Genomic DNA, 13,996 nt, shown 5'->3' with positions numbered 1-13,996 from the left:
AAATGTTCATTTCGAAGGTGCGCAGTCTAGAATCTATGGACTGCAACTTCGATGCTGGCATAAACGTAATTTGCGGGCCGAATGGCTGCGGCAAGACGACGATTCTGGAATCGATCCACCTGCTTGCGCAGGGATTCTCGTTTAGGTCGCGTGACTTGCGCGAGCTGATTACATGGAAGCAGAACGAGCTGATTCTTCGAGGTGAATTTGAAGACGAAGGGCGCGAGCGAATGCGAGCGCTTCGTGTGTTTTCTCGCGGGAGCGAGGTGCGCGAAAACGGTGAAACGCTTAAGTCTCCGACAGCGTTTTTCGGGACGTGTCCGGCTGTGATTATGCAGCCTTCGGACATTGAACTTTTGCGTGGCGGGCCGGAAGTGCGCAGGCATTGGCTCGATGAAATTCTCTGTTACCGCTCGGCGGCGAATGCTTTGGTGCTGCGCCGCTACAAGCGCGTGCTGCAGCAGCGCAATAAATGGCTCAAGGAATTCAAGCAGAATGGCGCTGCGGTTGGCGGTGAGGACTTGTTCCGTGTGCTGACGCAACAGCTGATAGAACTTGGCGCAAAGCTCTGGGCGGCGCGAATTGCGCTTTCGAAAGAGGTCTCGGAAATTATCACGCGGTACTATCGCAAGCTTTCGGGCGGGGTGGATGAGATCACTTGCGCTTACAAGAGTTCGATTTTAAAAACGCTTGATGCGCTAGATGCGGCAGACCCGCTTTCGGACGAGATGATGGACGAGATTCCGGCGGGCGCGACGAATGAGGTTCGCGGGGAGTGCGCGGAATGTTCAAGCTCTGTGAATGCTGATGGAAATGCCGCCGGGGATGCTGCGGACAGCTCGGATGCCGTGAGCGAGGAAATGCTGCGGAATGCGTTTGCGCGAAAGCTTGCGGATCTGGAATTTGTGGAACGCTTGCAGGGAATGACGATGGCTGGGCCGCATCGTGATGACTTGGCGCTGTGTGCGTCGGGCTACGAGATGCGTTCTGTCGGGTCGCAAGGGCAATGCCGCTCGGCGGCGGTCGCGATGCGGTTTGCGGCGGTCGATGTGGCGTCGCGCTACTTGACAAAACCGATTTTATTGTTAGACGATATTTTCGCCGAGCTGGATGTGAACCGTCGTGATGCGGTTGCGGCTCTTATTCGCGAGAAGGAATGCCAGGTCGTGATTGCGACGCCGCAGGCAGAAGATCTGCCGTTTAAAGCGGACTCGATGATTGAATTGAAGATTTAAGTGGGCATGACAATAAAAAAACGCGCAAGGGATTGCGCGTTTTTTGCTTCGGGGCTTTTTTGTCCCCCTTTATATTACTTGTTCTTCAAGAGGTCGCGAATTTCGGTGAGGAGCTTTTCTTCGGCGCTCGGTGCCGGAGGTGCTGCCTGAGCTGCTGCGGCTTCTGCTTCTTTTTTCTTGCGCATGTTCTGCATGAAGCCGAGGAATTTCTTCATCAGGAGGAATACGGCGAAAGCGACAATCAGGAAGTTCAGGACTTCACCGATGAAGGTGCCGTAAGGAATGGCGATGCCTTCGGAGGTTGTGTAGACGAGGGTCTTGATGCCTTCGCCTGCGTTCTGGCCACCGCACTTGGCGATGATGGCGGTAACGGTCGGCATTATGACGTCGCTGACGAACGAATTGACGATTTTTCCGAATGCGGCACCGATGATGATACCGATGGCCATGTCAACGATGTTTCCCTTGAAGGCGAAAGCCTTGAATTCTTCAATGAGTGAAGCTGCTTTTGTTTTAATGCTCATTTTTGAGTCCCCTTTATGATTGGTTGCTTATTAAATTATAGCAAACTCTTTGAAGAATGGGCGGTATTTTTTAAATTTGGCGCGTTATGTCATGGTTAATATTGGCTTTTGCTTCGGCTGTTTTTCTCGGCTTTTATGATTTGGCCAAGAAGAAATCGGTTCAGGATAACGCGGTTCGGCCGGTTCTGTTACTTTGCAGTGTATTTTACGCTTTGTTTATGCTACCCGTGCTTTTGTCGGGACACTGCGAACCGCTTACTTTGCACGATCACCTGTTCTTGATGGTTAAATCGGTGATTGTCGGCGGGAGCTGGCTCTTTACGTACAGTGCGATTGCGCATATGCCGCTCAGCATTTCGACGACGATTCGTGCACTTGCTCCTTTGTTTACAATCATGATCGCGGTCGGGTTCTTGGGCGAACGCCCGCAGGTGATGCAGTGGGTCGGTATTGTGGTTTGCGTTTGTTCGTACATCGGGCTTTCGCTTGCGGGACGTAAGGAGATGGGGCATTTCTTTAGCAACGGCTGGGTCGTGGCAATGCTCCTTGGAACGATTCTTGCAGCATGCAGCGGCATTTACGACAAGCTTATTTTGCAGCGCATGAATTTCGAGCCGTTGACGGTGCAGGTGTGGTTCAGTATTTACATGTGCGTGGTGCAGTTCCTGACGACGATGTTTACGTGGTACCCGACGCGCAAGAAGACGACTCCGTTTCAGTTCCGCTGGTCGTTTTTGGCGGTGGCGGCGCTGTTGATTGTGGCTGACCGTTGCTATTTTTTGGCGGTGAGCGATTCGGATGCGTTGATTTCTATCATTACAGTGCTGCGTCGTTCGAGTGTGTTCATCAGCTTCTTGGCGGGAATTCTTATATTCAAGGAACGCAAGAGCAAGATGAAGTTTTTTGCGATGCTGGGCGTGGTGATTGGCTTGTGTCTGATTTCGCTCGGTCGTTGATTTTAACGGACGCGGAGTAGTGGCGTTATGCTAAAGATTGGAATTACGGGTTCTATTGGTGCGGGCAAGTCCTTTATAGGGCGCTTGCTGCGTACGCGTAATTTCCAGGTGCTTGATGCCGATCGCAAAATTCATGAACTTTACCGCGATTCGGCGGGGTTGCGCGCTGAAATGGCTTCGTTCTTTGGTGAGGAATGCTTGACGCCTGCGGGCGTGAATAGCGCGCTGATTGCGGACCGCGTTTTTGCAGATGCGGGTGCCCGCGTGAAGCTGGAGCAGATTGTCTACCCGTACTTGGACCGCGCTGTTGCTGAGTTTCTTGACGAAAATGCTGAGAATGGCTCGGGCGTTTCTAGTGAAAATGCCGTGCCGTTGACGAGTGCCGCGGGCAGTTGCCGGTTCGTGGAGGCTGCGCTTTTTTCACGAGATCCAGAACTTGTGAAAATGCTCGATGAAATCTGGATTGTCGATGCTCCTGAAAATGTGCGCTTGGAACGCTTGGTAGAGCGCGGTCTCAGTGAATGCGATGCCAGACGCCGCATTGAAAACCAGCGTGGGGCCTGTGTTCCAGAACTTTTCCCAGGCAAGCGGATTCGCACGATCATGAACGATGGCGATAAAATGCATGTGGAACGCCAGCTTGATGAACTGCTGAACGATTTACTTTGACTATATTGAAGTTATGCAACCTTACATCCACCAGTTTGCCAATTTTCTGAGAGCGCACCTGAATTCGATTTCGGTCGGGCTAATTGCAACGCTTTTGATGCTCTATGGCGCCTGCATCAACAACTATTTCAAGCGCATTACGAAAAGCATCCCGTTCATCGGGCGTTTCGCGTTGTTCGTTGTGCTGTGCAGCGTGGGGTATGCTTTTGCGAGTTCGCAGATGGTGCGCCTTTTGCGCATGGTGCTGCGAGAACTTTCGGACTTGCCTTTGATTGGTGTGGTTGCGGGATGCTTTGTGTTGCTTGCGTTCCTTGCCAAAAGCGGTAAGGACATTTAGGGACGCGCACGGTCCCTAGTTGAAATTATCGCGGTTTACTCCGTATAAAATAACGTCGTCAATCCACATTTCGCTGTCATCTACAATCCAGATGGTGAATGTTGTGACGCGGGCTTTTACAAAGTCCCAGCCTTTGTTGCCGTATTCGCCGTCGCCTTCGACAAAATCGCTTGGCGTGAAGCTAAAGCGTTTCCAGGTGGAATCGAGATTGTCAACGTATTTTGTTTTGCCGGTTGGCTCTTCGAGAACTTCAATCGCAAAGCCGAGCTCGCCTTTGCCTTTGGCGTAGAATGCGATGGAATCGATGCCTTCAAGGCTTGCTGGAATGCGGTTGATGCGCGTTCCGATCATGGACCATTTGCCTCTTGTCTTGGAGGAACTCTTCCAGTGGAATACGTAGCCGTTGCGATCTTCGTTAAATTCGAAAGCGTCGCTTGCGTTTTCGCTTGAGGGTGTTGTCGTGACGTTGGAATCTTGCGGCAAGAAATACCATTCACGAGCGCCGTCGCTGTAATCAAATGCTGTTTCGAGTTTTTGTTTTTCGAAATCGATGAGCTTGACGGAATGGATGGCTTTCACGAGCGAGTCGGGGAGGCCTGCCCAAATGTTGCTGCTTGCGCTTGCGTCGAGCGCGGCGGTCTTGCCCCAGTACATTTCGATGCTTTCGACGCTAGAAGTTCCATTGATGCGAATTTGGAATTCGGCAGATTGCGGGGCGTCTTGCGTTGTGCTGTTCCAGAACGCTCGCCTGAATGCGAGGCGGTTCCCGCTTTGGTCGGTAAATCGGATGTCATAGCCGTTTTCCATCGCTTCGCTAAAGTCGAAGTTCGTTTCGTTTAATCGCACAAAGACAACGGTGGATTCTGCAATGGGCTTCATCCAATCAGAAACGGTCGAGTCGAGCGGAATGGTGCGGGCGTGTGCCCATTGCTCCAACTGCTCGTTTTCAAGAGTCGGCTTTGCGAGCGTTTGGATATCGCTCTTTTCTCCGGCGGAAATTGTAATGGAGGCTTCGCCAATGGTGGCTTGCTCGTTAGGCGAAATCGCTCGAATTTGATAGCTTGCGGGCGGAAGTGAATCGAGCGTGAATTCGCCCTCTTTATTCGTCTTTGCTATTCTATCGGTGCCGTAAATTTGGATCCAGGCGTAGTCTGCTCCTTCGGAAAGTTCCGCCTTGCCAGAAACGGAGCCGAGTTGTTCCATCTTCAGGGTTGTTAATTTGTTCTTTCTTAAGTCGCTTGATGCGACTCTCTGGAAAACGCCTGCGTTGCCGTCGATGATTTCGATGTAGCCTTTATCGAATCTGATGGAATCCATGACAATGTTGCCGAGAGAATCGGCGGTGACTTCCAGGATTGCATCTCGAACGTTGTTTGGCATGACGGATGAATCTTTAGAAACTCCTTCGACGTACCAAAGCGGACGGATCCTTGCTATAACGTTGGCGGCCGGTTTTGAATCGACGTTTACGACGTTGATGATGCAAGCGTTTTCTGTTTCAACGGTGCTTGCGCCTGCAAAATCCTTATCCGAGGAACAGGCGAATAGCAAAATGCAGGATAGAAGAGCTAAAAACTTTTTCATGCTATCCTCGCGTTTTCTTTTTCTGAAATGTCCGCAACGGGGTACAGCGAGAAGACGAACTGCATGACCTTCTTGGGTGCTGTAACTTCGGCAACGCGCTTTTGCACCTGTCTGCGAAATTCGCAAGTCATCTCGACGAGATCTTCTAGACATTCGTCATCGACGCAGGCGAGGACTGATGAAATGTTACGTTCGCTTGGCGGAATGTTGACGAGCGCGTTTTGCGCAAGTGTGAGCAGTTGATTCTGGTAACTGCGAATGGCGGTGACCTTGGTTGCTCCTGCCGATGTAAAATTGACTGTCGAAACGGCGTAGCGCTCGGAGGCGAGCGGCGTTATCATTTTGAGTTCCCTCAAGACGCGGATGGCTTCTTTCACCTGGTCTTCGGAAACGGCGGGCGTGATTTGCTTGACGAGCGTACGGACATCTGCTTTGCCGCCATTGATTTCGATAATTGAGCGGACAACGGGAATCCACCAGCGGCTGAGAAATAAGATTTCATTGGAATTTAATTTGCGGAGGCTGACGTCTTGCAGCGCGAGGGCCATCTTGTAAAGCTTGTCTTTTTTGGCTTTAGATTTTGTTCGTGATGCGGCTACCAGAATTTCAAAAAGTTCGCCATCGCGTCCTTTGAGACCCAGTAACTTTTTCGAAAGCGGAATGCTCTGTGCTGGTAAATGTGATTCCTTGTTGAGAACTCGGAAAACTTGGCTTGTTTCTAGGCCGAGTTTTTGCCCCATCATTTTATAAGAGAAAAGAGGAAATTCCAATTTTTTCTGCACGAAAAAATTTTTTAGCAAATCTCTATAATCGCCAATTTCGTCAATGTTTAACATGCGTGAACCTCTATTATGAAATAGATTATTTACATTCGGCGAGAATAAAGCTTTTTGTAAGTTTTATTGACGAATTGACAATATGATGAATGTCACGCTGGCATAGAGCAAAAATGATGTTTTTCTTACATCTGCTCGGTTACCTTTTTTTAAATCTATTTTAGGGACATAAAAAACAGAGAGGTAGCTAAATGCAAAAAGAAGACATCGTTGTTCTTAGGCAAGTCGTAATTTTTTCGTTGATCGCTATTGTTCTTGGCTTCGTTTACGGCTAAAATTTAAATAAAAATTGGTGTATAGGCGTAAAGCTGGTGCGGTTAAATACTGTGCCGGCTTTTTTTGTCTATAAAAGATGTATATTGGGGTATGTCCGAAAAGATTCATGAGGGATTATTTAAAATGCCAGCTGAAATTAAGATTCTTGAACGTGCCGAAATGTACCTCCGAAAGCTTTCTTGCGGAGTGAATCCTCTGACTGAGGAAATGCTCCCGGAAACTGATGTCTGCAAGCAGGATCGTATTAGCAAGTGCCTTACTTATGTGGCCGATTATTTAAAGCAAAAAGTGATGCCGGTAATGGAACGTCGTGAAAAGGTGGCTGCTCCAAAACCGCAAAGAGTTTTAAAACCACGTCAGGTGCGCGAACTGGCAACCCAGGAACTTGTTCTTACTCCAGAAATGTTGTCTAAATATGAAGTGTCCGAAGAACCGATTTCTGTTTCTGGTGTTGTACGCCGTTTGAATTTCTTGATTCCGCATGAAAGTGGAATGATGCCGCTTGTGTATGCTGACGTTGCCGAGGTCCTTTCGAGAGAAGGCATTCTTTTGAAGGAAGAAAACGATAAGGGCAAGGACTTGAATTTGCCGACTCCGCGTGGTGAAGAGCTTGGCTTTGCAAAGGTCGAAGCGGATATTCGTGGACACCATTCGATTTACACGAAGTGCAATGTCGATGCCCAGAAATTTATTTTGAACAACGTTGATAAGTGCGTTGCTCAGGCGAACGAACGCTTGGCTAGACGCAAGGAACGTGCGGAATCTGGTGAATCGGGTCGCACGGGCAAAGAAAAATTCCATGTAACTGAGGACCAGCTTAAGAATTATCCGAGCGATGAATCTCCTGTGCCGGTAAGCGAAATTGCAAGGCGCTTGAACGATTTGCTCCCGCAGAATTCCAACGTTGAAAAGATTTATTTCAAGACAATTCGCGACTGGTTCGTGGCTCAGAATATGCTTGAAGAGAAGAAAACTGCACTTGGCAAGATTTTCTTTGAACCGACGGAATCGGGCGCTCAGAATGGCATTGTGACGGAATCGCGCGTGGGCAAGAATGGCGAAAACTATGATGCTGTCTTGTACAATGGAGCTGCTCAAAAGCTCGTGCTTCAGCACGTGAACGAACTCGCGTAAGGTCATCCTCGACCGTTAGGGAGGGGATCCATTAAGCTTTCAAATGAAAATCGCCGCCCCTGCTTATTGCGAGGACGGCATTTTTAATGTCATGCCGGCCTTGAACCGGCATCACCTTACACGTCTCGAATTGCGGATACTTACCTGAGTCTCCGTAGCCCTTTGGGCATCGGGACTTCCTTGCCGTCTTCGCCGAGCAGGTAGATATTGTCGAGGCTGATGTAGCCCTTGCCGCTGTGACGTGCGCGGAACGCGAAGTTCTTGATTTTGGTCGGGTCGAGTTGCGGAATCGTCTTGCCCCAGCCTTCCTGCTTCATGTTTTCCCAGATGAGCGTGTCGCGAACCCAGTTGCCGCGAGTGTTCTTGAGGCGGACCATGAATTCGTCGTAGTCTTCGACTTGGCTCGACATGATTTGCAGTTCAATATAGCCTTGCGGATTGTTGTGCGTTGTGGCGTAATCGAAAACGATGCCGACGGATTTCTTGACTTCTTCGGGAACGTTGTAGTATGCGCCGGAGTAGTTCGGCCAGCCTAGATTAGGTGGTTGCTCGACGATGAAGTCGTGGCGGATGTAGCCGCCGAGAGGCGGATTCCCGTTATAGATTTTGGCATCCATGGAGGTGGCGTTGTCGCCATTGACGACTGGGAACCACGAGACGTTATCTAGACCGTTGTCGAAGTTTTGCATGACGCTTGTAGTGCGGTAAGCGCCACGGACGCGGAACGGAATGTTGAGCGTGTCCGGCCATTTCAGTCCATTCGAATTCGGTCCATTCGAGACGGTGAGTTTGATTTCCTTCTTGCCGATAGACACTTTGTTTGTGACAGGAACTTGAATGTGGAAACTTTCGATGGAAGAATTCCATTTGCCGTCATCAGGTGTAGCACGGACGGTAAGTGTTCCTTTATTGTCCCACTTCTTGATTTGGATGTTGGCTCCGGCGAGCGGTATTGAAGATGTTTCCGTGGCGGTCACAAAGAGATCGAGCGTATCGCCAACGGTCATTACTTTCTTTTCGAGTGCTGCTGCGATAATCGTTGGGCTAGTGGGTTTCGTATGGTTGAATGCGTTCATGCGGACAACGACAGTTCCGAATGGCGGAATTTCGATATCGCGGTTCTTGCCTTCGAGCAAACGACCGCTTGGTCCCATTTTCGGGTACGGATAAGCGTCTTTTTGGTCGCCAATCCACTTGAACTGTTCTGCTCCGAATACGTCAACTTCGGTGCGATAGTTGCCCGGCTTCTTTTTTTCACTCTTACGGTCAACCTGCACAATTTGCTTGGTGTCTGTGAGGTTCACAAGCAAAACGTGACAGCGATCTTGATCTCCGAGGTGGCAAACGGCGTATGGTACGACAGATTCGGTTGTGCTTTTGACGGGAACGACGGCATAATCTAATCCCGGATCGAGGAAGCGCATATACGCCATATAGACTCCGTAGTATTCGGCGGTGGGTTCAAGGCTTCCCCAGAGGTTCCAGGAACCTTCCTTGACGAGGGCGGTCATGCTGATGGTTCCCCATGTATGGTCAGGGCCTTCAAAGACGTTGCCGAAGGCGTCCCACGGGAGCGCCTGGAATCGGTCGCCAAAGCGGACGAGGTATTGTGCGAAAATGTTTGCCATGCCGGCGGCTTGCGGGTAGTCCATCCAGATTTGGCTCCCTTGCACGGACGTGCTGAATTCCGAGAGGAATACGCGACGCTTGCCCTCGAGATACTTGTTCATCCAGGCTTTCAGCGTATCGGCGTTGTGGCCGACGTCAAGGCTTGCCTTGAGCATGTCTGCGGCGTTCAGATTTTCGGGTGCCCAGTACGGATATGTATGCAAGTCAACGACGTCGAGATAGCGTTTGCCGTCGGCCTTTTCGGCTTCGCCGACGATGCGCAAAAATTCGGCCATCCAGTATTTACCATCCATGAGACCGGCGCCTTTCTGTTGCATTTTGTGCGTACTGAGGAGAGGACCGTGCAAAATGATGCTCGGGTCAACGGCCTTCATCGCGCGGGCGTACTCGATAAAACGAGCGGCGTATTGCCTTGCCGAAAGTGGACCGGATTCTTCCCATTCGCCGTCAAGCTCGTTGCCAATTTGCCATTGCTTGATGTTGTACTTTTTGACTTTGTTGGCGTAGTGGACCCAAGCGGCGGCTTCCTTGACGGTGCCTGTACCTGCGTTGACGCAGATAACGGCGTTCTGTCTTCCTTCCGGGAATTTTTTGATGTAGGTCATGAATTCTTCGAAATGCCACTTGATGTTGGTCCAGTCGGTGCGCGGCTTGTCGCCATTGCGCGTGGACATCGCGAAGAACTTGTAATCGTTTCCGGCGAGTAAATCATCGGAGCCGCTATAGAGTTTCATTTCTCGAATTTGCACACCTTTAGATGGCAAGTCGGTTGTCTTGAAGCGGATTGCTACATAACGTGCGCGAGTTGTTGCAAACTTGTACTTAGTCTGATTGCTCGTAACCTTGACGGTTCCCAATCTTTTTAGCTTGTTTTCAAGATTCTGGTGAACTCCCGGGTATTCGGCGTAGTCTTCGGTCCAGTACGAAAGTTCAAAAGACTTCGGGCGGAGATTTCCCCAGTCGATGATGATGGAATCGAGGTCTTTCTTTTCGGGGAATTCAATGACAACCCAAGGCGGATCGTTCGGGTTGAGTATTTCTCCCCACCACATAGTGCTCTTGTCGCCATCGGCAAGGTGGCTGCGACGGATGAATCCGTAGTTGTCTTTTGTCGTGCCTCGGTAAATCGTTTCGCCGAGGAATCCCGGTGCCCAGCTTGTGTCGCTTGGGATCCAGAGTCCCGTGCTGTCGTATTTGCCGGCTCCGTTCCAGTGGTAGTCATTGCTCAGGCTCCCGTTCGGGAAACGGAAAATCGAGTAACCGCCTGTGGCGAGGGCGCGCGCCATGTCGTAATAGCGCGTGGGCGGATTCCAGATGGCAAGATCGGCCCCCATCATATTATCTGTGTTGATTTTGATGCCCGGTTGCGTGTCGTCAACCTCGATGACGTTCTGTGCCGCAAGTGCAGTGGTCGCAGAAATCGCGAATGCTGCGCTGCACAAAATTTTTTTGAATTTCATAAGACCTCCTCAAAAATGGGGTAGGGTTCAGTGTGAAAATTTATTTGATTTCTAGCTGGCTAAAGGATTCGTAATGGTCGGCGGTATAGTAAATGACGCAATCGCTTTGATAAACGAGACGCTTGGTGCCGCGATTTTTGGCCGAGTAATCGACATCGGCTTCGTGATATGTTCCCTTGGGCAAAAGACCTTCGCTGTTTCCGAACTTGTCACCGCCAATCATCATGCCGATAGTTGTCCACGGGTTGAAATTCCACTTTTCGAAAGACTTGCCTGTTTTTGATTCGTAAAGAGATTTGCCTTCGTCCTGTGTAACGTAGTTTGTCGGCAACTTGTCAAATTTGCACAAGTATGCAGCTACGGAATCGCGCGTGGTGTACTTGCCGGATTCTTGGACCGCTTCGTAGATGCTTTTGCTTTTGACAGATGAAGAACTAGCTACACTACTAGACGATTTTGTTTTTTCGCTGGAAGAACTTTTAACAGTGCTGCTAGATGAAAATTTTTTTGAATCTGATGATGACGGTGGTGCGCAAATGATATTCCCGCAATCGTCAACAGAATATTCATAACACAGTATGTTGTCGTAGGAGGCTTCTTTGCAGTTGTCTTCTGGGGCTGATACGGTACATGCGTTTGCAAAAAAGCAAGCTGCAGTTGCAAGAAAAAGTACTTTTATCGATTTCATATTTTAAATGTAATAAAAGCTTTAAAATCGATTGGCGGTACGCCATAGCTACGGCCTGATTCTAATGTTTGTTCTTCTTGTGAAAATTTTTCTGTTGATGAAAAATAGTGTGTACGCCGCCATAAATGAAATAAGCATGATGAGAATGTTTGAAGAATCTTTATCCAGGTAGTCTATAAAGACAAAGAAAAGCTTGTAGATATATACGTGACACAAGTATAGTTCCAAAGATAAAAGCCCCATGACGGTAAATATTTTGTCGAGAACTTTCCATTTCTCAAAAAAGTTGGCAAGGATGATGCACAGGGTAGGGGTGATGATGATGTAAGGCAAATACGCCAGAGAACAGGTGTGTAATTCTCTTGGAAAATAAATCATAAAACATTGTAAAATGATTAGGGCGATGATTGCAGAGACGAGTCCAATTGTTTTTAGTTTTTTGCTTAAGGCGATATTGCTCCCGTCCTTTGCCAAGTGCCCAAAATAAGCACCTATGAAAAATATCGGGATCCTTGCGTATGTGAATATAATGAATCCTCCGAAATTTTTATTGTCGTAATAGTATATGCAAGTTAGAGCGTAAATTAAAATAAGAGATAAGCCTGCGCACACGAAGTACAAAGAAACTTTTGTTCCGTATTTTTTAAATAACTTAAAATAAACGGGAAAGATGATGTATAAGAAAATGATACAAGGGATAAACCATAGTTCTTCTTGCAGCTTCATCCAATAGCTCAATGTTGTCGCTCTGCAAAACAGAAAGATGAAACTTTTAAGGCTGAAATTCATCTGTGTCAAGAAGACAATGCAAATGATAAGCCAGAATTCAGGAATGATTCGAAAGAAACGGCTCTTGTAGTATTTCTTTAATGAAAAGTTTTTTCGGGACATGGAAAAATACAACCCAAATCCCGATAGGAATAGAAAAATATCGACCCCGCCGTAACCTAGCGCCTTAAAAAAATCTAGAAACGCAAAATCAGTAGGAACGGGCAAATGAAACAGCATAATCCATAATATGGCAAAGCCCATTATGCCACTTCTGTGTTTTGACAATAATTGGAGTATGCTATTCACCTTATTAATATACTTGATTTTTCAAAATAACGATGTCAATTTTTCTAGTGAAAATTGTAAATATTCTATATTCATTGGGGCTGCTCTTTGAATGCCCGAAACTTTTGCTTTGGCTAGGACGTTTAGCGATGCGTATTCTTGAAAAAATCAGTGAATTTATCGGCAAGTGGATGGCGGTGGTGGTGCTTGCGATTGCGGCGCTCTCTTTATTTGCTCCGAGTACGACACTTTGGATCCAGCTCTCGTGGGTGAATTACCTTTTGATGGTCGTGATGTTTGGCATGGGGCTTACGCTCAAGTTGAGCGATTTTGCGCTAGTGTTCTTGCGACCCAAGGAAGTCATCATCGGTTGCACATCGCAGTTTGTGGTGATGCCTGTACTCGCCTTTTTGCTTTCAAAGATTTTTGGACTAGATGCCGCTTTAATGGCTGGCGTGGTTCTCGTTGGCACTTGCCCGGGAGGCACTGCGAGTAACGTCATCACTTATCTCTCGAAGGGCGATGTCGCGCTTTCTGTCGGGATGACGAGCGTGAATACGCTCCTTGCGCCTGTGCTGACTCCTGCGATTACATACTTGCTGCTCCGAACGACGGTGAACGTCGATGTGATGGCAATGTTCCTTTCCATCGTGAAGGTTGTGCTTGTGCCGATCGCGCTTGGCTTTGTTATCAACAAGTTCTTTGGCAGATGGACTGCGCGGGCGATTAAAGTTTTGCCGCTTGTTTCCGTGATTGCAATTGCGATGATTGTCGCAGCGGTCGTTTCGCACAATGCAGCGAAGATTCTCTCCACGGGCGCCATCGTGTTTGCGGTGGTGATTCTTCACAATTTACTTGGTTACGGCTGTGGCTTTGGCCTCGGCAAAATGCTCAAGTTCTCTACGCCTAAAACGAAGGCGCTTTCCATCGAAATTGGCATGCAGAATTCTGGGCTTGCTACAAGCCTTGCGGCAACGGCGTTTTCTTCGCTTGCGATGGCGACTGTTCCTGGAGCCATTTTCTCCGTATGGCATAACATTTCCGGCGCAATTCTTGCGAATGTTTATCGCCGTTGGGATAAGTAGTTTTTTATTTGCTGAAAAGTTGCGTGTTGGGAAACCTGGCGACCTTGCGATAAACAGATTCTAGCAGCGAATCGTTCTCGTTTAAAAAGAACGTGTGCTTTTTGGTACATAATGATGCCAACTGTATGCAATAACGTGCGGTCGCTTCATTGTGGTGTCGCCTGTGAAAACATGAAAGCGTCAGCAAATGGTCGTTTCTCATCGCTTTTTCTACTTCGCCATGATAAATGCGGGGGAGGGCGCATCCGCGAATCCAGACGGCAAACGCTCCGTTTGCAAGTGCAATATCCAAAATGCGACGCTCTGCATCGGAATGGAATGTGCCTACAATGCATTGATGGCGTCGCCCCATTTCTGTAGCCCATTGTTCCAAGCGGTAATCGTTCACGTCAAAATCTCTCGACGCAAATACCCCTATTTTCGTTTCGGGTCCGTACCACAAGCGCAAGGCCCCTTCTGTGTGGATTCCTACAAGTTTGATTTTGTTCATTTTCCTCTCCTTAAGACGAAAAAAGATCGCCCCGCTT

The 13,996-nt window shown here is 48.5% G+C and carries 13 protein-coding genes; 6 read left to right on the top strand and 7 right to left on the bottom strand.

Going from position 1 to position 13,996, the window contains the following annotated elements:
• The first annotated feature begins 2 nt into the window (after window positions 1-2).
• Entirely contained in the window at window positions 3-1,235 is a 1,233-nt protein-coding gene (recF, locus tag ACJMM9_RS14270; RefSeq protein ID WP_405328341.1) for a DNA replication/repair protein RecF, read from the top strand.
• Between the two features lie 74 nt (window positions 1,236-1,309).
• On the opposite strand, the gene mscL is transcribed toward recF, so the two are convergent.
• Window positions 1,310-1,759, bottom strand: a complete 450-nt coding sequence (gene mscL, locus ACJMM9_RS14265; RefSeq protein ID WP_405328339.1) for a large-conductance mechanosensitive channel protein MscL — start codon at window positions 1,757-1,759, stop codon at window positions 1,310-1,312.
• Between the two features lie 86 nt (window positions 1,760-1,845).
• Here mscL and ACJMM9_RS14260 point away from each other — a divergent pair, with 86 nt between their 5' ends.
• The 3 genes from ACJMM9_RS14260 to ACJMM9_RS14250 are packed head-to-tail and all read left to right on the top strand — an operon-like array spanning window position 1,846 to window position 3,721.
• Window positions 1,846-2,715 (top strand): EamA family transporter, encoded by an 870-nt coding sequence (locus ACJMM9_RS14260; protein WP_405328336.1) that lies wholly within the window; start codon window positions 1,846-1,848, stop codon window positions 2,713-2,715.
• 27 nt (window positions 2,716-2,742) lie between these two features.
• Entirely contained in the window at window positions 2,743-3,384 is a 642-nt protein-coding gene (gene coaE, locus ACJMM9_RS14255; RefSeq protein WP_405328333.1) for a dephospho-CoA kinase, read from the top strand.
• 13 nt (window positions 3,385-3,397) lie between these two features.
• Window positions 3,398-3,721 carry a DUF3392 family protein gene (locus tag ACJMM9_RS14250; RefSeq protein ID WP_088640469.1) on the top strand — a complete coding sequence of 108 codons (324 nt, stop codon included), beginning with the start codon at window positions 3,398-3,400 and terminating at the stop codon, window positions 3,719-3,721.
• Between the two features lie 15 nt (window positions 3,722-3,736).
• On the opposite strand, the gene ACJMM9_RS14245 is transcribed toward ACJMM9_RS14250, so the two are convergent.
• Together ACJMM9_RS14245 and ACJMM9_RS14240 are read right to left on the bottom strand one after the other, a co-directional pair.
• Window positions 3,737-5,305 (bottom strand): carboxypeptidase regulatory-like domain-containing protein, encoded by a 1,569-nt coding sequence (locus ACJMM9_RS14245; protein WP_405328330.1) that lies wholly within the window; start codon window positions 5,303-5,305, stop codon window positions 3,737-3,739.
• On the bottom strand, window positions 5,302-6,141 hold the full coding sequence (locus ACJMM9_RS14240) for a DUF4423 domain-containing protein (RefSeq protein WP_405328327.1): 840 nt from the start codon (window positions 6,139-6,141) through the stop codon (window positions 5,302-5,304). The genes ACJMM9_RS14245 and ACJMM9_RS14240 overlap by 4 nt, the downstream gene beginning before the upstream one ends.
• 399 nt (window positions 6,142-6,540) lie before the next feature.
• Between ACJMM9_RS14240 and ACJMM9_RS14235 the strand changes: the two genes are divergently transcribed.
• Window positions 6,541-7,551, top strand: a complete 1,011-nt coding sequence (locus tag ACJMM9_RS14235; RefSeq protein ID WP_405328324.1) for a hypothetical protein — start codon at window positions 6,541-6,543, stop codon at window positions 7,549-7,551.
• Window positions 7,552-7,691: 140 nt separating this feature from the next.
• Here the strand turns inward: ACJMM9_RS14235 and ACJMM9_RS14230 are convergent, their stop codons facing one another.
• The 3 genes from ACJMM9_RS14230 to ACJMM9_RS14220 are packed head-to-tail and all read right to left on the bottom strand — an operon-like array spanning window position 7,692 to window position 12,360.
• Window positions 7,692-10,640, bottom strand: a complete 2,949-nt coding sequence (locus ACJMM9_RS14230) for a glycoside hydrolase family 44 protein (protein WP_405328321.1) — start codon at window positions 10,638-10,640, stop codon at window positions 7,692-7,694.
• 40 nt (window positions 10,641-10,680) lie between these two features.
• Window positions 10,681-11,328, bottom strand: coding sequence for a ribonuclease domain-containing protein (locus ACJMM9_RS14225; protein ID WP_405328318.1), 648 nt, complete (start codon window positions 11,326-11,328; stop codon window positions 10,681-10,683).
• 48 nt (window positions 11,329-11,376) lie between these two features.
• Complete coding sequence (locus ACJMM9_RS14220; RefSeq protein WP_405328315.1) at window positions 11,377-12,360, bottom strand: acyltransferase family protein; 984 nt, start codon at window positions 12,358-12,360, stop codon at window positions 11,377-11,379.
• Between the two features lie 173 nt (window positions 12,361-12,533).
• Between ACJMM9_RS14220 and ACJMM9_RS14215 the strand changes: the two genes are divergently transcribed.
• On the top strand, window positions 12,534-13,469 hold the full coding sequence (locus tag ACJMM9_RS14215) for a bile acid:sodium symporter family protein (RefSeq protein ID WP_405328312.1): 936 nt from the start codon (window positions 12,534-12,536) through the stop codon (window positions 13,467-13,469).
• 4 nt (window positions 13,470-13,473) lie between these two features.
• Here the strand turns inward: ACJMM9_RS14215 and ACJMM9_RS14210 are convergent, their stop codons facing one another.
• Complete coding sequence (locus ACJMM9_RS14210; RefSeq protein ID WP_405328309.1) at window positions 13,474-13,959, bottom strand: hypothetical protein; 486 nt, start codon at window positions 13,957-13,959, stop codon at window positions 13,474-13,476.
• Window positions 13,960-13,996: the final 37 nt, after the last annotated feature.

Origin of the sequence: Fibrobacter sp., from assembly GCF_045112255.1 — a bacterium.
GTDB lineage: Bacteria > Fibrobacterota > Fibrobacteria > Fibrobacterales > Fibrobacteraceae > Fibrobacter.
Note: the sequence above shows the minus strand (reverse complement) of the source record. Positions and strands in the feature narration are given on the sequence as shown.